This window comes from Streptomyces sp. NPDC019531, from assembly GCF_044903305.1.
In the GTDB taxonomy this organism is placed as follows: Bacteria; Actinomycetota; Actinomycetes; order Streptomycetales; family Streptomycetaceae; genus Streptomyces.
Genome location: NZ_JBJDQL010000003.1, coordinates 402,611 through 419,864, shown reverse-complemented (window position 1 = coordinate 419,864; position 17,254 = coordinate 402,611). Strand labels below are relative to the sequence as shown.

Annotated in this window: 18 protein-coding genes, 1 tRNA gene and 1 pseudogene; 8 read left to right on the top strand and 12 right to left on the bottom strand. The window is 69.9% G+C overall.

Annotated elements, in window-relative coordinates; genetic code table 11:
• Positions 1–678, top strand: a 678-nt coding sequence (locus ACI2L1_RS06225) for an IS3 family transposase (protein WP_404738109.1), incomplete at its 5' end; no start/stop codon positions are given.
• A gap of 117 nt (positions 679–795) precedes the next feature.
• Positions 796–1,179, top strand: coding sequence for a hypothetical protein (locus ACI2L1_RS06220; protein WP_404738108.1), 384 nt, complete (start codon positions 796–798; stop codon positions 1,177–1,179).
• A 569-nt stretch (positions 1,180–1,748) separates the two neighbouring features.
• Here ACI2L1_RS06220 and ACI2L1_RS06215 read toward each other — a convergent pair.
• From ACI2L1_RS06215 to ACI2L1_RS06185, 7 genes are all read right to left on the bottom strand, one after another.
• Positions 1,749–1,835, bottom strand: a tRNA-Ser gene (locus ACI2L1_RS06215).
• Between the two features lie 383 nt (positions 1,836–2,218).
• Positions 2,219–2,485 carry a DUF4235 domain-containing protein gene (locus ACI2L1_RS06210; protein WP_404738107.1) on the bottom strand — a complete coding sequence of 89 codons (267 nt, stop codon included), beginning with the start codon at positions 2,483–2,485 and terminating at the stop codon, positions 2,219–2,221.
• Positions 2,482–2,955, bottom strand: a complete 474-nt coding sequence (locus ACI2L1_RS06205; RefSeq protein WP_404738106.1) for a DUF3618 domain-containing protein — start codon at positions 2,953–2,955, stop codon at positions 2,482–2,484. The genes ACI2L1_RS06210 and ACI2L1_RS06205 overlap by 4 nt, the downstream gene beginning before the upstream one ends.
• Positions 2,952–3,371 (bottom strand): phage holin family protein, encoded by a 420-nt coding sequence (locus ACI2L1_RS06200; protein ID WP_404738105.1) that lies wholly within the window; start codon positions 3,369–3,371, stop codon positions 2,952–2,954. Before ACI2L1_RS06200 ends, ACI2L1_RS06205 begins: the two co-directional genes overlap by 4 nt.
• 132 nt (positions 3,372–3,503) lie before the next feature.
• Complete coding sequence (locus tag ACI2L1_RS06195; protein WP_404738104.1) at positions 3,504–4,052, bottom strand: phosphatase PAP2 family protein; 549 nt, start codon at positions 4,050–4,052, stop codon at positions 3,504–3,506.
• 105 nt (positions 4,053–4,157) lie between these two features.
• Positions 4,158–5,219 carry a YihY/virulence factor BrkB family protein gene (locus tag ACI2L1_RS06190; protein ID WP_404738103.1) on the bottom strand — a complete coding sequence of 354 codons (1,062 nt, stop codon included), beginning with the start codon at positions 5,217–5,219 and terminating at the stop codon, positions 4,158–4,160.
• 183 nt (positions 5,220–5,402) lie between these two features.
• Entirely contained in the window at positions 5,403–6,875 is a 1,473-nt protein-coding gene (locus ACI2L1_RS06185; protein WP_404738102.1) for a S1C family serine protease, read from the bottom strand.
• 258 nt (positions 6,876–7,133) lie between these two features.
• On the opposite strand from ACI2L1_RS06185, the gene ACI2L1_RS06180 reads away from it, so the two are divergent.
• The 3 genes from ACI2L1_RS06180 (at position 7,134) to ACI2L1_RS06170 (ending at position 9,801) form a co-directional block, all read left to right on the top strand.
• Positions 7,134–7,961 carry a glycerophosphodiester phosphodiesterase gene (locus ACI2L1_RS06180; RefSeq protein WP_404738101.1) on the top strand — a complete coding sequence of 276 codons (828 nt, stop codon included), beginning with the start codon at positions 7,134–7,136 and terminating at the stop codon, positions 7,959–7,961.
• Positions 7,962–8,019: 58 nt separating this feature from the next.
• Positions 8,020–8,658, top strand: a complete 639-nt coding sequence (locus tag ACI2L1_RS06175; RefSeq protein WP_404738100.1) for an ATP-binding protein — start codon at positions 8,020–8,022, stop codon at positions 8,656–8,658.
• Positions 8,659–8,835: 177 nt separating this feature from the next.
• On the top strand, positions 8,836–9,801 hold the full coding sequence (locus ACI2L1_RS06170) for a DUF5926 family protein (RefSeq protein ID WP_404738099.1): 966 nt from the start codon (positions 8,836–8,838) through the stop codon (positions 9,799–9,801).
• A gap of 245 nt (positions 9,802–10,046) precedes the next feature.
• Here the strand turns inward: ACI2L1_RS06170 and ACI2L1_RS06165 are convergent, their stop codons facing one another.
• Together ACI2L1_RS06165 and ACI2L1_RS06160 are read right to left on the bottom strand one after the other, a co-directional pair.
• Positions 10,047–10,715 (bottom strand): hypothetical protein, encoded by a 669-nt coding sequence (locus tag ACI2L1_RS06165; RefSeq protein ID WP_404738098.1) that lies wholly within the window; start codon positions 10,713–10,715, stop codon positions 10,047–10,049.
• A gap of 56 nt (positions 10,716–10,771) precedes the next feature.
• On the bottom strand, positions 10,772–11,437 hold the full coding sequence (locus tag ACI2L1_RS06160) for a bifunctional DNA primase/polymerase (RefSeq protein ID WP_404738097.1): 666 nt from the start codon (positions 11,435–11,437) through the stop codon (positions 10,772–10,774).
• 451 nt (positions 11,438–11,888) lie between these two features.
• Here ACI2L1_RS06160 and ACI2L1_RS06155 point away from each other — a divergent pair, with 451 nt between their 5' ends.
• The gene (locus ACI2L1_RS06155) at positions 11,889–13,409 is read left to right on the top strand and encodes a PP2C family protein-serine/threonine phosphatase (protein ID WP_404738130.1); all 1,521 of its coding nucleotides are present in this window, start codon (positions 11,889–11,891) and stop codon (positions 13,407–13,409) included.
• 89 nt (positions 13,410–13,498) lie between these two features.
• On the top strand, positions 13,499–14,959 hold the full coding sequence (locus tag ACI2L1_RS06150; RefSeq protein WP_404738096.1) for an aminopeptidase P family protein: 1,461 nt from the start codon (positions 13,499–13,501) through the stop codon (positions 14,957–14,959).
• Between the two features lie 122 nt (positions 14,960–15,081).
• On the opposite strand, the gene ACI2L1_RS06145 is transcribed toward ACI2L1_RS06150, so the two are convergent.
• From ACI2L1_RS06145 to ACI2L1_RS06135, 3 genes and pseudogenes are all read right to left on the bottom strand, one after another.
• Positions 15,082–15,933: a triphosphoribosyl-dephospho-CoA synthase gene (locus ACI2L1_RS06145; protein WP_404738095.1), complete on the bottom strand. Its 852-nt coding sequence runs from the start codon at positions 15,931–15,933 to the stop codon at positions 15,082–15,084.
• 9 nt (positions 15,934–15,942) lie between these two features.
• A pseudogene (locus ACI2L1_RS06140) lies at positions 15,943–16,218 on the bottom strand (protocatechuate dioxygenase); the annotation flags it as partial.
• A gap of 293 nt (positions 16,219–16,511) precedes the next feature.
• Positions 16,512–16,691 (bottom strand): hypothetical protein, encoded by a 180-nt coding sequence (locus tag ACI2L1_RS06135; protein ID WP_404738094.1) that lies wholly within the window; start codon positions 16,689–16,691, stop codon positions 16,512–16,514.
• A 340-nt stretch (positions 16,692–17,031) separates the two neighbouring features.
• Here ACI2L1_RS06135 and fxsA point away from each other — a divergent pair, with 340 nt between their 5' ends.
• The gene (gene fxsA, locus ACI2L1_RS06130; RefSeq protein ID WP_404738093.1) at positions 17,032–17,226 is read left to right on the top strand and encodes an FxSxx-COOH cyclophane-containing RiPP peptide; all 195 of its coding nucleotides are present in this window, start codon (positions 17,032–17,034) and stop codon (positions 17,224–17,226) included.
• Positions 17,227–17,254: the final 28 nt, after the last annotated feature.

Below are 17,254 nucleotides of genomic sequence, written 5' to 3'. Positions count from 1 at the left end.
GCCCCGCGCGTCCATGCGGTGCTCAAGCGGGCGGGCGCCGGATGTGGCCGCCGACGTGTCGCGCGGCTGATGCGGGCTGCCGGCCTGCATGGCCGACACCGCAGACGACGGCCCCTGACGACGATTCCTGATCCACGGGCCGCCCTTCGGCCCGATCTCGTCGTCCGGGACTTTCAGCCCGACCCCGCCGACTTGAATGCCCGGTGGTGCGGCGACATCACCTACATCGCCACGGAGGAGGGCTGGCTCTATCTGGCCACCGTCATCGACATAGCCTCCCGTCGCGTGGTCGGCTGGGCGACGGCCGACCACCTGCGGACCGATCTGGTCGCCGATGCCCTCACGGCCGCCTGGCGGAAGCGCCGTCCCACCCGGCCGGTGATCTTTCACTCGGATCGCGGCTGTCAGTACACAAGCCAGCAATTCGCCACGCTGGCACACCAGTTGGGTGTGCGTCTGTCGGTCGGCCGCACCGGACAGTGCTGGGACAACGCGCTCGCCGAGTCGTTCTTCGCCACCATCAAGAGGGAGTTGCTCGGCGCCGTCTCCTGGCCCAGCCGGGCCGCTGCCCGCACCGCGATCTTCGATTTCATCGAGGGCTGGTACAACTTGCACCGTCTGCACAGCAGCCTCGGCTATCGCAGTCCCGCCGAGTATGAGACCGCGCTCGCAGCCTGACCACCACACCGATGGTGTCCGTCAAAGCGGAACAAGCTCATATGGCTGTCCTACTGATGAGATGAGGTTCTATCCTGAGCCAGCTGTGTGGGGGCGACAGATGAGCGGAGTTCGCAAGTGATCGGGGGCTCCATCGCGCTAGCCCTGTTCGTGGCGCTGGCTGTCCGGTACGTCGTGGTGGCCGTCCGGCTCTGGAGGCATCCCGAGCGTGCTCCCGATGCCGCGCAATCGTTCAGTGTGAGAGGGGCGCCGGGGTGGGTCCTCACACGTGGCGTCGTGGTCGTTGCGGCCAACTTCGTCTTTATGGCCATCATGATGATCGCGCTGGTCGTGGGGCTCGCAGTCACGCGGACACAGAAACTGGCCGAGCCTTGGTTGGGGATGTCGGCGGCGGCAATCGGCGGGATGATCCTCTGCTGGCTGCTGATCATCCTGATCGGGATCTTCAACAGGCCACGCTTCCTGGTGCTCCCCTACCTCAGAGACAAGCGGCGGCTGTAACGCCGGTAGCGTGCTTGCCGATCACTCCTGGAGTGCTGGCAGCAGATCTGTCAAGAGGAGGTCAGTCGGCTGACACCAACCGCTGACACCAACAGCAGGGTACGGAGTCGGACGGGAGCGACCCTCAGCGGTCATCCCAAACGCGCCGAGCTAGGCTTCCTCCGACTTCCAGGGTGTACGGGATCGACCTGATAAGGATGAGGCCGCGAGGTCAAAGTTCATTCGGGAGCGGAGCTCTCAGCCGGTAAGCCCCTGCTTGTGCAGGGCAGCGCTGGCCCGGAAGCGGATCCGGCCACAACGATCACGATCTTCTTCCGAGGCTTCAGGGCCACAGCAGCAATGCCTTGCCAGCCAGCGAAGGTCATCCGGAGCGAGCCAGAGGGCAATCCGCCCCATCTCGTGCTCTCTCTGCGGGACAGTCGGGTCAACAGCAGCCATGGCCACAGAGGCTATCCGTGCCCCTATCGTGCCCGCTCGACCGGGGAGCCACGGGGAACACAGGGCGGCAGCGGTGTCAGGACATGGCAACGACCCCTGACCGATTCAGCAGGTCAGGGGCCGTTCACGTGCGGTGGGTGTGGGATTTGAACCCACGGTGACATCGCTGCCACGACGGTTTTCAAGACCGTTCCCTTAGGCCGCTCGGGCAACCCACCTCCCGCCCACCAGGGGCGGAACGGCTACAGAGTACCGGGCTCGGGCGTCGCGCGGGCTCCGTGGTCCACACGGGGTCCACTGGCTCCGTTGCCGGGCACTTCCTGACCTGGAGCACTGCGCACGCGGCGCGCGGCCTGGTTACCGTCAGGGTAGAAGCCCATCGAGCCGCCGGAATGCGCAGGTCGGCCGCGGTGGCTCCGCATGACCTGGCGCTCAACTCGCCTCAGCAGGGCGCCCCGTGGACGCCGACTGGGCGAAGACGGAGACGTGGAGGCATCCCGGCTTGCAGTGCTGACGGGGTCCGAAGCGCCCTCGACGTATTCAGGTTTCGCGTGCGTTGTAAGAGGCCGTCCGTCCAGGAGGCGGACACCGTAGGGAGTGGTCAGCCGGGCCAAGTGCCCGTCAGTCGGCGGGTGGCCGTGGCGCCGCCGCGGTCCACGGCGGCTTTGACGCCTGCGAAGATCGCGCCCTGCAGGACGGCCGCCGACAGGACCTCGCGCCAGGTGCGGTGCTCGTCGGTAGCGTCGGGCGCGTCCTCCTCGTGCCCGAGCCGCTTCCAGATCTGCTTGAACACGGCGCCGGACAGGGCACCGCTGAGGGCCCCCACGGCCAGGCCGACCGGCTTGTAAGCGATCTTCGAGGCTTTCATCGGTGCCTCCGAGAGCGACGGATGAGCAGCAGCGCGATGAGCGCACCGGCCGCGGCGAGCAGCGGGGTGCGCTTGGCTCGCGCCGCCTGTATGCCCTGGCCGGCCTTCTCGCGTACCGGTTCCGGCGCTTTGTCCCGGGCCAGCTCCGCGACGTGCACGGCCCTGTCGCGGACCTGCCCGGTGGCTGCGGCCGCCTTGGCGCGCACCGGCTCGGGCGTCCTGTCCTGCACCGCGTGGGCGGCGTGTGTGGCCTTGTCCCGCAGCTGGGTCCTGACCTGCGTGGTCTTCTCGACAACCTGCTGCCTGACGGCTGTCGTCTTCTCCTGGGCGCGGGTCTTGACGTCGCTCTTCGCCGCAAGCGCCTCGACGGTCTCGCCGAGTTCCTCACGGGTCGCCTCGACCTTCTCGCGCAGTTCCTCCGGGGTGGGTGCTGCCGCCTCATCGCCCGTGTGGGAGCTGTCCTTGGTCATCGCTGTGCCTTCTCCTTGATCTCGGCCGCATCGGCCTTGACGCTGTCCATGGTCCGCTCGGGCGTCGGCGGGGACGCCTTGCCGATCTGCTGCTTGCCGAGAGCCGCCATCAGTGCGGTGACGGCGGCCAGGACGCCGGTGACGATCAGAGCCGCCACCCACACATCCATGGCGAGGGACAGCGCGGCGATCACGGTGGCCACCAGTGCCTGCAGGGTGAGCACACCCACCAGTCCGGCGCCGCCGAACAGACCCCCGCCCTTGCCGAACCTCTTGCCCTTCTCGGTCATCTCCGCCTGCGCAAGGCGCATCTCGTCACGTACCAACTGCGAGAGCTGCTGCGAGGCACGCTGGACCAGGTCGCCCACCGGTTCCTGTGCTCCGACACCGGTGCGGTGGGAGCTGTCTGCTGTCATGGATGCTCACCTGCCCTCGTCTGTCCTTCGTCGGTGGTGCCGGCAGGCCCGGCGAGCGTTCGCACGGCCCCGGCCTGTCCATTGGTCCGGTCGGCTGTCCGGGTACCCCCCGCGGCACCGCCTCACCGCCCGTCAGAGCACACGTAGCCGCAGCAGATACGGTGCTCCCCGCACCAGGGCGGCCGCGGCCAGGCCGATCACGCCTCCGGCGGCCACGTCGGAGGGGTAGTGCGCCCCGCTGTGCACCCGCTCCGCAGCCACCAGTACCGCCGACACCCCGCATGCGGCACCGGCGGCCGGCCACACCGGCGCGACGGCACCCGCGAAGGCGAAGGCCGCGGCGGTGTGCCCAGAAGGGAAGGAAGAGCTGTCCGGGCGCTCCTTCAGTTCCTCCGACGGGACCCATTCCTGCGGTGGGCGGCATCTCCGGTACAGCGGCTTGGCGATCGCGTTCGACAGCACCTGGGCCGTCGCCATGGCAGCCACCCCTGCGGCGGCGGCCACACGACCCCGCCACGCGCCGAACGCGACCATCGCTCCGGCCGTCGCCCACCACAGCTTGGTGTGCTCGGCCGCCTCCTGCACCACGGGCGCGGCCCGCCGCACCCAGGGCGGCCCCCACCCGATCGCCCGCCTGGCCAGCAGGCGATCCCCGTCATGCAGATCCGCCCTCGCTCCCATGACCAGCCGACCTCTCGTCCAGAGCCCAGTCACACCGATTCCGCGATCACATGGACATCCCCGCCAGGGGACCTTGGGAGGTCCCTGTGGCCACCTGGCGGTATCTCAGGATTCAAGACGGCGGCGATCCTCCTCGTCCCACTTCCGGGTGTCGCGCGGCTGCACGTACGGCTGCTCCTCGGCCGGGTGACCACCCGCGACCGCGCGCTGTCGGGCCAGCTCCGCGTCGAACTCCAGACCCAGCAGGATCGCCAGATTCGTGATCCACAGCCACACCAGGAAGATGATCACGCCGGCGAAGGTGCCGTAGGTCTTGTTGTACGAGGCGAAGTTCGCCAGGTACACCGCGAACCCGGCCGAGGCGATCATCCAGATCAGCAGTGCCAGGAAACTGCCCGGCGTGATCCAGCGGAAGCCACGGACCCGCGCGTTCGGCGTCGCCCAATACAGGATCGCGATCATGACGGTGACCAGGACCACCAGCACCGGCCACTTCGCGATCGACCACACCGTCAGCGCCGTGTCGCCGACACCAAGCGCGGTGCCGATCTGCCGGGCCAAGCCGCCGGTGAACACGACGATCACCGCGCTGATCACCGCCAGGACCATCAGGACCGCCGTCACGCCGACGCGAACGGGCAGCACCTTCCACACCGGGCGGCCCTCCGGGATGCCGTAGACCGCGTTGGCCGCCCTAATGAAAGCAGCGACATAGCCGGAGGCCGACCACACCGCGAGCACCAGACCCACGATCGCCATGACCGAGCCGATCCCGGCGTTGCCCTGCATCTGCTGCACCGCGTTGCGCAGGACATCCTGCGCCGCACCCGGGGCCAGCTTCTGGATGTTGTCCAGCACTTGCTGTGACGTCGACTGTCCGACGACCCCAAGGAGCGAGATCAGGGCCAGCAGTGCTGGGAACAGCGCCAGGATCCCGTAGTAGGTCAGCGCCGCGGCCCGGTCGGTCAGCTCGTCCTTCTTGAACTCCTTCAAGGTGCCTTTGAGTACTGCTCCCCAGGAGCGTTTGGGCAGATCCGTCGGTGTGTCCGGCGCCTGCCGCTCCACCTGCTCATCCGGCCCGACCTCAGGTGCCCGCGCGGTCTCGGCCTCCTGGTCAGTCGCGCTGTGCCTGCCGTGCCTTCCATGTCGTCTCAGCGTTCGTACCATTTCGCACGGGTGTCCTGGTTTGCGCCAATCACACACGCATTGTTCGGCCGCCCACGCAGAAGGGGCGCCCCTCAACGAGGGACACCCCATCTGACCTGCAATGCTTATGAGCTGAGCGGAGGCGGTGGGATGTGAACCCACGGTGAGATCGCTGCCACCACTGTCAGGACAGGCATGTGCGGGTCAGCTGTCGCCTGTGCGGGAGCCCAGGGTCAGGTCGACCGTGTGGGTCTGGCCGCTCCGCTCGTAGGTGATCTTGACCTTGTCGCCGGGCTTGTGGGTCCAGATCTCGCCGATCAGAGTGGGGCCGGAGTCGATGACCGAGTCGTCGAGCTTGGTGATGACGTCGCCGGGCTTGAGGCCGGCCTTGGCGGCGGGGCCGCCCGCCTCGACCGGGTCGGAGCCGCTGGCGCCCTCCTCGGTGATCTTCGCGCCGCCCGAGGAGTCGTCCAGGGAGACCGAGGCGCCGATCTTGGCGTAGACCGGCTTTCCGGTCTGGATCAGCTGTTGGGCGACGTACTTGGCCTGGTTGATCGGGATGGCGAAGCCGAGGCCGATCGAGCCGGACTGGCTGGTGCCGCCGAGGCCGCCGCTGCTGGTCGACTGGATCGCGGAGTTGATGCCGATCACATTGCCCTGGGCGTCCAGGAGCGGGCCTCCGGAGTTGCCCGGGTTGATCGAGGCGTCCGTCTGGAGGGCGCTCATGTAGGAGGCGTTGCTGCCGCTGCCGTCGCTCGACGCCACCGGGCGGTTCTTGGCGCTGATGATGCCCGTCGTCACGGTGTTCGAGAGGCCGAAGGGGGCGCCGATCGCGATCGTGGAGTCACCGACCGCCACCTGGTCGGAGTTGCCCAGGGTGAGCGGCTTGAGGTCGCTCGGCGCGTTCTTGAGCTTGATCACCGCGACGTCGTAGCCCTGTGCGTGGCCGACCACCTCGGCATCGAACTTCTTGCCGCTGGGGAAGGTCGCGGTCAGCTTGCCGCCGTCCACCGCGTCGGCCACCACATGGTTGTTGGTGACGATGTGGCCCTCGGTGTCGAAGACGAAGCCCGTGCCGGTGCCGCCCTCGCCGCTGGTGGACTCGGCCTCGATGGTGACCGTGCTGGGCAGGGCCTTCTGCGCCACGCCCGCGACAGTGCCCGCGTCCCGCTTGACGCTGCCGCCGCTGTCCGAGGCGGACAGGGTGGTCGAGGAGCCGTTGTCGTTGTTCTTGGCCAGGGTGTAGCCAAGACCGCCGCCAAGGCCGCCGGCGACCAGCGCGGCCACCAGGATCGCGGCGACGAGACCACCGCGGCCGTTCTTCGGCTTCGGCGCGGGCTGCTGGTACGACGATCCCCAGGCACCGCCCGCGCCACCCGCACCGCCGTCGGCGTACGACGGGACCTGCGGGGGCGGCCAGGCCCCTTCAGGTCCGGGGCCGGGGTACTGCGGAGCCCCGCCCGCGCCCTCCGCCGAGCCATACGCCGGAGTCGGTCCGGCGTGCACGAGTTCGGGGTCCTGGGCGCCGCCGGAGGTGCTCGGCGGTACCGGCGGAATCGGCGTGGTGGGGGCGCCCGCGTCGGAGGCCTGGGGCGCCGAAGCCGCGGGAGCGTCCACCGGCACGGGGGGTGCAGACGGGGCCGGGGGTACCTCGGTGCCCTCGTTCTCGGTGCTCACAGCTTCTCTCCTCGGTCCACGGCTGTCGATTGTCGGTCGCACTCGGTCACGCTCGGCCAGTGCCGCTCGGTGCCCGGCGTGCCTCAGCTGTGCATGTCCTTTTGTATGCCGTCAGCTTTTCCCACAGGCCGTCAGGGCACCATAAGCGGTGCCTGTGGGTCCATGGTCGCTCTTTATATAGGCCATGTAAGACAAATGAGTCGCAATCCATACGCCTCCGTTCGCACGCGTACCCCCGTGCGGTGACACCATGACGCGGTGACCCACGCACGGCAGCAGCTGACTCAAGTCGTCGCCCACCGCGGAGCATCGGAAGACGCTCCCGAGCACACCCTCGCCGCGTACAGGAAGGCGATCGAGGACGGCGCCGACGCCCTCGAATGCGATGTACGCCTCACGGCGGACGGTCATCTCGTCTGCGTCCACGACCGACGGGTCAACCGTACGTCCAACGGCCGCGGAGCGGTCTCGGCGCTGGAGCTCGCCGAGCTGGCCACCCTGGACTTCAGCTCCCGCAGAACCCGGGAACTGTGGCGCACCCGCGACGAGGAGCCGGACTGGGTGTACCGGCCCGAGGACCGGGAGGACACCTCCGTCCTCACCCTGGAGCGGCTGCTCGAACTCGTCGCCGACGCGGGGCGGCGAGTGGAGATGGCCATCGAGACCAAGCACCCGACGCGCTGGGCCGGCCAGGTCGAGGAGCGGCTGCTGGAGCTCCTGAAGCGGTTCGGTCTGGACGCCCCCGCCTCGGCCGCCGAGTCGCCGATCAGGGTCATGAGCTTCTCGGCCCGATCACTGCATCGCGTGCGTGCCGCCTCGCCGACCCTGCCGACGGTCTATTTGCTGCAGTTCGTCTCGCCCCGCCTCCGGGACGGCCGACTGCCCGCCGGCGTGCACATCGCCGGCCCCTCGATCCGGATCGTCCGCAACCACCCCGGCTACATCGAACGCCTCAAGCGCGCGGGCCACCAGGTGCACGTGTGGACCGTCAACGAACCCGAGGACGTGGACCTCTGCGTCGAGCTGGGCGTGGACGCCATCATCACCAACCGCCCGCGCGCGGTGCTCGACCGACTGGGCCGCTGACGTCCTCTCCGTCACAGGGTGTGCCCCGGCGCGTTCGGTTCGTGTTCGATCGTGACGAATGCGTCAGCGGAACGGGATTGGCCGGTTTCCGGTACAGGCCAATGGGGCATCCACTCCGTGGCGTGGGGCGAAGGAGGTCTCGGGGGTGGCGTTGGTGGTGGCACAGGAGGTGCCCACGTCGTCGAGCATGGCCGTACCCCATGGCCCTGCGGGCGTGGGGGAAGCGAGACACCGTATGCGCGTGCAACTGCGCAGGGGCGGCGTGGCGGAATCGGTCATCGACGACGCCGTACTGATTCTTTCCGAACTCTTGAGCAACGCGTGCAAACACGGCCGGCCGCTGGGCGACGCCCTGGCGGGGGACGGTGATGTGCGCGCCGCCTGGCGCGTGGACGGCAGTGGCAGACTCACGGTCGAGGTGACGGACGGTGGTGGGCCCACCCGGCCGGCTCCGGCGACGCCCTCGGTCACCGCGCACGGTGGGCGTGGGCTGAACATCATCACCGCGCTGGCCGACGACTGGGGTGTGCGGGACGATGCGCGGGGCGAGGTGACGGTCTGGGTGATCGTGCACTCGGATGTGCACGATCCGGACGTGGGGCGTCGTCGCGATGACTTCGCGTCGCGGGTCACGGCTCCTTCGGTGTCCGTGATATCCGACCTGGGCTTCGTCGACGCGTTCAACGAACTCGACTGAGTGCCCACCGGGATGCCGCGAAATGCCGTCCGGCGGCTGCGGGCCCGCCGTGGCGGGGCGAGCAGTTCCCCGCGCCCCTGAAACCAACCGGCGTTGTCCACAGGCCCCCGTCAGTCAAGTCACGAACGGCTAGGCTCGCGCCCGTACGAGACGAGCCGTAACCGGGAGACAGCCACGATGGCCAAGAAGCGACCCCAGACGAAGGCCAAGCGCCCGCAGATCACGGATGGCGAGGTCCCGGTCGTCGGCGCCCGCGAACCCTGCCCGTGCGGAAGTGGCCGCCGCTACAAGGCCTGCCACGGCCGGGCCGCCGCGCAGGCCGCGACCGAGCTGGTGCACCGCCCCTTCGAGGGTTTGGCCGGAGAGGGCGACTGGGTGGCCCTGCGCGAGCTGGTCCCCGCGGCCACGGTCGAGCTGACGGTCAAGGGCGGTCTTCCCGAGGGCGTCCCGTCGGTCACGCTGGCCACGGTACTGCCGATGGCCTGGCCCGCCCTGCGCCGCGACGACGGCTCGGTGCTGCTCGGCCTGCAGAACGACACGGCGTCCGGCGACATCAGCCGCGACCTCGCCGACACCCTTCGGCGGGCACTGGAGGCGGCCCCCGGCACCCCGGTCGAGGGTCGACGCGCCCCCGCCGACGGTCCGCGGCTCCAGGATCTGCTCGACCCCGAAGGCACGTTCGAGCCAGTTGTGCACGAGGGCTTCGAGTTCTGGGTCCCGGACGCGGAGAACGCCACACCCGAGGTGACCGCCTCCCTGGAGCGGGCCAACGCGGCGGCCATCCCGACCGCCCGGCTGACCGGCGTGGACGCCGCCTACTGGTGCGAGACCCCGGACAAGAACCATCTGCGCTGGGTCATGCCGCACCCCGAGGAGCAACTTCTGGACGCACTCGCGCGGTTGCACGCGGCGGGCCGTTCGAGCCTCGGTGAAGGTACCCGGCTCGTCGGTTCCTTCCGCGCTCACGGCCTCACCGTGCCGGTCTGGGACCTGCCGAGCGGGGTCACCGCGGAGGACGTCGAGAAGCCTGCCGCCGAGTTCGCCGAGCGGCTCGCCGGCGCTCTGGCCACGGACGCACCGCTGACCCCCGACGAGCGCCGCGCGCGTGGCGGTCTCACCAACCGCCAGGTCACGCTCAGTTGACAAAGCCGGTGCAGCTGACCGGTCGGTCAGCGGCACCGGTCCCTCACCGAATGACCGGCCTTGTTCACAACTCCCCCCAGGAGTAGGTGAATCGGTGTCCGAATCGGCCAGGAAGCGTCGCGGTCGAATTTGCGAACGGCCGAACTCTTGTTACCGTTCGAGTAGCCCGGTTGCTGGTGCATCCCCCGTCGCCAGCAACCGGGTCTTTCTCTGTCCGGGCTAGGTGTACGGAACGCCGTCGCCTGTCAACTGCCCGTGATTTCCCCGGAGTTGCTCCCCGCCCGCAGCAGCAGCGGTCCGCTGCCGTGCCGGGCGGCGAACTCCGCGACCGCCATGTAGTCGGCCGGTGCCCCCTGTGTGCGCTCCCGGGGGGTCTCACAGCTGTCCGGCTCGTCCCCGGCGCCGACCGCGCAGTGCATCTGCACGGTGCGTCCGCCCGGCTGCATGAAGCTGAGCACGGCGTCCAGCGCCGCGCCGGTCGCGTTGCGGTAGTAGGTGCGCGCCCAGGTCTCCTCGCCCTGAGTGAGCACACAGCTCTGCGCCTCGATGCCGTCGCGGGAACTCAGGTCGGGTCCGCAGCGGGCAGCGGTGGCCAGACCCAGGCCGAGCAGCAGCGGCGAGCGGGAGGCGTCGGCGAGCGGCGCCTTGAAGTCGTCGACCGCGGAAGACGGTACGGCGGAAGGCCGTCCAGCGGTCGGAGGTACCGCGGAAGGCCGTACAGCTGAGGGCCGTACAACGGACGGCGCCGCGGATGGACGTACGAGATCGCGTACGACCGTACGGCCCCCGTCGCCCACCTGTCCCGCGGAGGCCACGGCCAGTGGCAGCGCGACGGCGCAGACCACGGCACCGGACAGGGCGAGCAGACGAACCCATGAGGGGTCTGGGGGTCGTCCCCCGGAATGTCGCAGCATGAAGCGGACGATAACGACCGGGCGCGGGCACCCGGTTCCGCCCGCGCCCGACACCCCTACAACTCGGGTGCGCTCACACCCGTACGAGTGAGGGCCTCGACCACGGCGTCCACCACGGCCTCGACGTCGGGGACCCATGGGGAGGCCGAGCCGGGGAGCGGTGCGCGCTCCCATGCGATGTCGCCGTGGCCGGTCTCGGACGGGGGCAGGGCGAGGTAGCCGCCCTCGCCGTGGAAGCGCAGGGAGCCGGGGACGTGGTCCTGGGCGTACAGCAGTTCGCCCAACTGTTCCATGGAGTAGGGCTTGACGAGGATCGCCCAGCGGGTCGGCGCGGCGACCACCGGACCCAGGCGCATGCCCTTGCGGTCGAGCGCGGCCAGGGCGCGGGAGGCCGGGAGGGCCGGCAGGCTGACCGCGCAGGGGGCGTTGCCGCCGGTGGCCAGGACGATCGGCGCGGCCGGTCGGTTGGTCCACCACCAGCGGACCATGCGCTCGTCGGTGGTGGCCGCGAGCAGGCCGGGGTCGAAGGGGTGGGCGCCGGGGACCGTGCACTCCGGGTCGGGGCAGCCGCAGCGGGCCCGACCCTCGGGGTCCGGTGCCACACCCGGGAGTACGGGCCACTGCCATTCCTTCGCGAAGGTCAGGGCCGCGCTGAGCAATTCAGGCCTTCCGTCGCTGCGCTGGGACAGGAGCCTGCGTCGCCTTCCGAGGATCTCGCGCATGAGCGCTCGTTCCTTTCCGTTGCACCGCTGGCAACACCGAGGACCACATCACACCATGTGTCGATCACTTCACTGTGCGTACCTGTTGGCGCATCACACCCTTGTCCGAGACAAGGGGAACCCCATACTGCGTCTATCAAAAGCATGGGCGTGGCGGGGGGTGGCGAAGTCTGGCGTTTGCCGTCCCGCGTATTTCTCTCCGCCTCCGCCACGGGAGGATGGGGCTCGATCGTCGCTGGCTAAGACGCCCGGGTCGGTCACCAGGTTCCGGGCGGTTGTCCACCACCCCTGGTCCTTACCGAGTACGTACCCACCACGACCGTTGTGACGCTCTGTGGAGCAAGGCCAGTCGACCTCAATACACCTTAACCCGAGGCAGTTTTGAGACAACTTTTCCGATGGACCCATTCTCCACCGGCTCCCCATGGACACCAGGAATCCCAGCAGGACAATGCTGGACATCTCCTTACGAGTGCGTGTACATGTGGAGACACTGCTAGCGGCGCAGAGTGACATGGGGGTTTGCGATGCTTTTGAGCAAAACGCACCGGTCGGAAAGCCGGACGCCATGAACGCCCCTCACCCTCCGAAAGTGGCCGGAATCGATTCAACGGTTCCCGCACCCGCACACACTGTCGCGCCCGCGCCTGCCGCCCCGGGCACCTCTCACGCAGCCCCTCCGAACGCCCCGGGGGCACTGCTCCAGGACCGTCTGGCCGGCTGGGTCTCCGACCTCACGACCCTCCACGAACTGACCGAACGCCTCACGCGCACGGACGCACTGTCCGACGCTCTCCAGGAACTGCTGCGCGCCGGAGCCGCCCTCGTGGGCGCCCGGCGCGGACTCGTCGTCCTCGAACCGGACGACGGCCTCGGGCCCGACACCACCATCGGCCTGGGCCTCGGCCGCGCCGACCTCGGACACATCGAGACGGTGCCGCGCAGCGCCATGTCGTACGGGAAGCTCCTCGACACCGCTGCCGGACTGCCGGGCGGCGACGGCGAGATCGCGCAGCCCGACCTGCTCGCCGAGGACGGTCTCGACCCGCGCCACCGCGAGGTGGCCGCCCGTCTCGGCTACGCGGCCTGCTACGCGCTCCCCCTGTCCACCGATGCCGCCGGCCGCCTCGGCGCCGCCGTGTGGCTCTACGACGAGCCCGCCGAACCGGACGAGCGCCGGCGCCACCTCGTCGGCCTGTACGCCCGTTTCGCCACGGAGCATCTGGCCCGGCTCGTCGAAGTCGAGCGCACGCGCGCGTGCATGGCGACGATGGCGGAGGAGCTGCTGCCGTCCCGGCTCCCCCGCGTACCCGGAGTGCGGCTCGCCGCCCGGCACCGCACCGGTCCGCGCGGCGGCGGCGACTGGTACGACGCGCTGCCCCTGCCGGACGCGGCGCTGGGCCTCGCGGTCGGTTCGGTCACCGGCAGCGGCCCCAGCGCGATCGCCGCGATGGGACGCCTCAGAGCCTCCCTGCGGGCGTACGCCGTGATGGAGGGCGAGGACCCGGTCGCGGTCCTGTCCGATCTTGAGCTGTTGCTCAGGCTGACCGAGCCGGCCCGCTCCGCCACCGCCCTGTTCGCCTACTGCGAGCCCGCGCTGCGCAAGATCACGCTGGCCGGTGCCGGACACTGCCCGCCGCTGCTGATCAGCGAGCGGCGCACCGAGTTCGTGGAGACGTCCGTGTCCGCGCCGCTCGGCATGCTCTCCTGTTGGGAGGCGCCGAGCGTGGAGCTGAGCGCGGAACCAGGAGAGACGGTTCTGCTGTACTCCGACGGGCTGCTGCACCGCACCGGAGACCCCACCGACCGTGCCTTCGCGCGGCTGTACTCGGCGGCCGCCGGGGTGCCGAAGGGGCTGCGCGACGACCCCGGCGCGATCGCCGACCACGTCCTGCGGACCGTGCTGTCCAAGGGGCTGGACGAGGCGGACTCCGAGGAGGATGTCGTGCTACTCGCGGCTCACTTCGAGTAGCGCGTTGTAACAGGTCTTTCGGCCCTGGGCCCCCTTCCGTACGACCGTACGATGGAGGGGGTCCAGCGCCGTTTCGTAGGAGGATGACCGTGGCCGAAGAACTCACCCCGGCGACCCCGGAAGATGAGTCCGAAGAGCCGATCAAGAAGCGGAAGAACGGCCTGTACCCGGGCGTCTCCGACGAGCTGGCCGAGAGCATGAAGTCCGGCTGGGCCGACACCGAGCTGCACGGCCTGGAGCCGATCGCGCAGGCCGCCGAGACCGCGGCCCGCCGTGCGGCGCTGTCCGCCCGCTTCCCGGGTGAGCGGCTGGTGATCCCGTCCGGCAACCTGAAGACCCGTTCGAACGACACCGAGTACCCCTTCAGGGCGTCCGTCGAGTACGCGTACCTCACCGGCAATCAGACAGAGGACGGCGTGCTCGTCCTGGAACCCGTCTCCGGCGGTCACACCGCCACGCTGTACCTGCTGCCCCGCTCCGACCGGGAGAACGGTGAGTTCTGGCTCTCCGGCCAGGGCGAGCTGTGGGTCGGGCGCCGGCACTCGCTCACCGAGTCCGGGAAGCTGTACGGCCTCCCCGTCTCCGATGTGCGTGAGCTGGCGGACGCCCTGCGCGAGGCCACCGGGCCGGTGCGGGTCGTGCGCGGGTACGACGCCGGGATCGAGGCCGCGCTGACCGACAAGGTCACCGGGGAGCGGGACGAGGAGCTGCGGGTCTTCCTGTCCGAGGCGCGGCTCGTCAAGGACGAGTTCGAGGTCGGGGAGCTGCAGAAGGCCGTCGACTCGACGGTTCGCGGGTTCGAGGACGTGGTGAAGGTCCTGGACAAGGCCGAGGCCACCTCCGAGCGGTACATCGAGGGCACGTTCTTCCTCCGCGCGCGCGTCGAGGGCAACGACGTCGGCTACGGCACGATCGCCGCGGCGGGCCCGCACGCGTGCACGCTGCACTGGGTGCGCAACGACGGTCCGGTGCGCTCCGGTGATCTGCTGCTCCTCGACGCCGGTGTCGAGACACACACGTACTACACCGCCGACGTCACGCGGACACTGCCGGTCAACGGCCGCTTCAGCGAGATCCAGAAGAAGATCTACGACGCCGTGTACGACGCCCAGGAGGCCGGGATCGCGGCCGTGAAGCCGGGCGCCAAGTACCGGGACTTCCATGACGCGGCGCAGCGGGTGCTGGCCGAGCGGATCGTGGAGTGGGGGCTTGTCGAGGGGCCGGTGGAGCGGGTGCTGGAGCTGGGGCTTCAGCGGCGGTGGACGCTGCACGGGACCGGGCACATGCTGGGGATGGACGTGCACGACTGCGCTGCCGCGCGCGTGGAGTCGTATGTGGACGGGGTTCTTGAGGCGGGGATGGTGCTGACCGTCGAGCCCGGGCTGTACTTCCAGGCCGATGATCTGACCGTGCCCGAGGAGTACCGGGGGATCGGGGTGCGGATCGAGGACGACATCCTGGTGACGGCCGACGGGAACCGGAACCTGTCGTCCGGGTTGCCTCGCCGTTCTGATGAGGTCGAGGCGTGGATGGCGGGTCTGAAGGTCTAGTCGTTCGGCTGCGGGTTCGTCGTGGCTGGTCGCGCGGTTCCCCGCGCCCCCGGGGAATTGCGGTGGACCCGCATCTGGATACCGACTCCGGTGACGACGTCGTACGGCGATGGGGCCGGACGTCAGGCGGGACGTGGGCCGGACGTCACCGGGAGGGCGTCAACGAACAGGGCGCCCGCCAGGAGACCCGCGCTGCCGCGGGGGCTCCACGCGCGTGCGTGGAGGTCGGTGTCGAGGGCGAGCAGGGCCTCGCGGCCCGCCTCCGTCGTCGTACCGCCCGCCTCCAGGACCCCGCGGGCACCCGCCTGCACATGGCGGAGGCCCAAGGGACCCGCCGTGTAGAGGAGTTCGGTGTCCTGGAGGGTGGACATCACGGTGAGCAGGGCGTCCAGACGGGCCTCGGCCTCGTCGGCGCCCGCCCTGCGGGATGCGGCCAGCGCGTCCAACGCCCGCCGTACGTGCGGGAATCCGGCGCGGGCCTCGCCCCGGGCGCCTGCGGCGCCGTACTTCGCGGACACCGAGGAGCCCCGGGAGGCGCGCCGCGGGGCCCGTCTGTCGGAGTGGGCGGCGATCTTCTTGGCGCCCGTGGCCACGTCCTTCGACCGGGCCCCCGGGTCCAGGGCGGACGCGGCGACCAGCAGACCGAGGGTCCACAGGGCGCCGCGGTGGCCGCCGCCGGCCAGGCCCACCGAGTGCTCGGTGCACCGGCCGATCGCGCCCAGTTCTGCCCGGAGTTGGGGCGTGGGCTCGCCGGTGCGGCGGGCGGCGGCGGCCATCGCCGCGAGGCCGGGCGCGAGCGCCTTGGCCGACCAGCGCAGGGAACAGTGGTCCTTGCCGGTGGTGCGATGCTCGCCTGTGGCGCGGGCGCCGAGGTCACGCGGGTCGGGCAGGCCAGGCTTGGGAGCCAGGGCCAGCTGTCCGGTGAGCGCGTCCACGGCGGCAAGTGCCAGTGCCTCGTCCTCGCGGCTGCTCATGGCCGTACCTTACGAGGAGGCCGAGGCGGAGGGACTGGCGCTTTCGGACGGAGTGCCACTGGGGGGTTCGCCCGTCGGGGCGCCGCGGGGAGCGCCGCTGGGGGTGTCGCTCGGGGGCGTGCCGCCACCGCCGCTGCCCGCGCCCGTGCTCTCGGCGTCCGGGTCGATCGCGAGGGTCAGGGAGCCCTTGTGGCCCTTGGACGGGTCGGCCTTGTGCACGGCCTTGAGGGTGAGCAGACCGCTGGCGGCGCCGCCACCGTCGTGGACCATGTCGTTGTCGAGGGTCTCAGCCGCTCGCCGGGGAGTGTGCACGAGGGCGGTTTGACTCGATCGTGTGATGGTCGGCTTGTGGGCCAAGGGTGGCCTGGGCCGTTCGGGCTACCGCAATCGTGCGATCTGCGATGGTTCGGGGCCTCTGCCGGTGCCCACATGGCCAGGTCGCGCAGGGAGCCGTCTTCCCGGGATCGGGCCCACGGACAGGATCCGTGTCGCTGCCCCGAGGTTGAGTACGCTGGGGACCGGTTCGCCAAGACCGTTCGGGGCGCGCGCTGTTGGTGGTGTCGGCGAAGGCCGACTGGTTACCCGGCCGCGGCGAGCCCGCCGGCCACGGCCGTGCCGCCGGTGACCGCGAGAATCGTGTCCGTCAGCAGCTTGAGTGGGCGCTGGGCGCAAGCTGAAAAAGCTGAAGGCGCGTTGTGAGCGGGCGCGTGGTTGTGCTTCGGTCGGGTGATTTCCGCGCGGGCGCCGATGGTGTTCAAACCCGCGAACAGAGTAAAATATGGGCAAAAAGATCTTGGGTAGGGAACCAATCCGGTACCCCTTGTCTCTCCGGAAGAACCACACCCGGGCCCATATCCACCGCTCAGACCCTCGCGGGACCGAAAGACCGGAGTTGGATGCTGATATGTGCAACTCACAGGTTCGGGGCACCAGTTGAACGCCCCGGCCACACATACCCTAAGGTCTCCTCTGCGTCCGCCACACTCATGAGCGTGTTCGCCATGCGAGCCGCTCCAGATATCCGTAATGTCCGCCTTGCATGGAATGTTTCCTGTTCATTCACAGACCAGCGGGCACACGGAAGATCGAGGTTCGTCCATGAACACGCCCACCATCACCGCGGCCGACGAGCCGGGGAAGCAGTCGACCGCGGGGGAGCGGGTCCCGTTGGTGCGGCTCGCCGCTCGTGCGGACGGTCTCAGGTCCGGTGCCCTCACCCGGGTCGTGCCGCAGGGCACCTCCGATCGCGGGCCCGCGCGAGTCTCGGTCGCGGCCTTCCAGTCGGCCGTCTGACCACCGCCTCCTCGGGCAGGAAGCACGC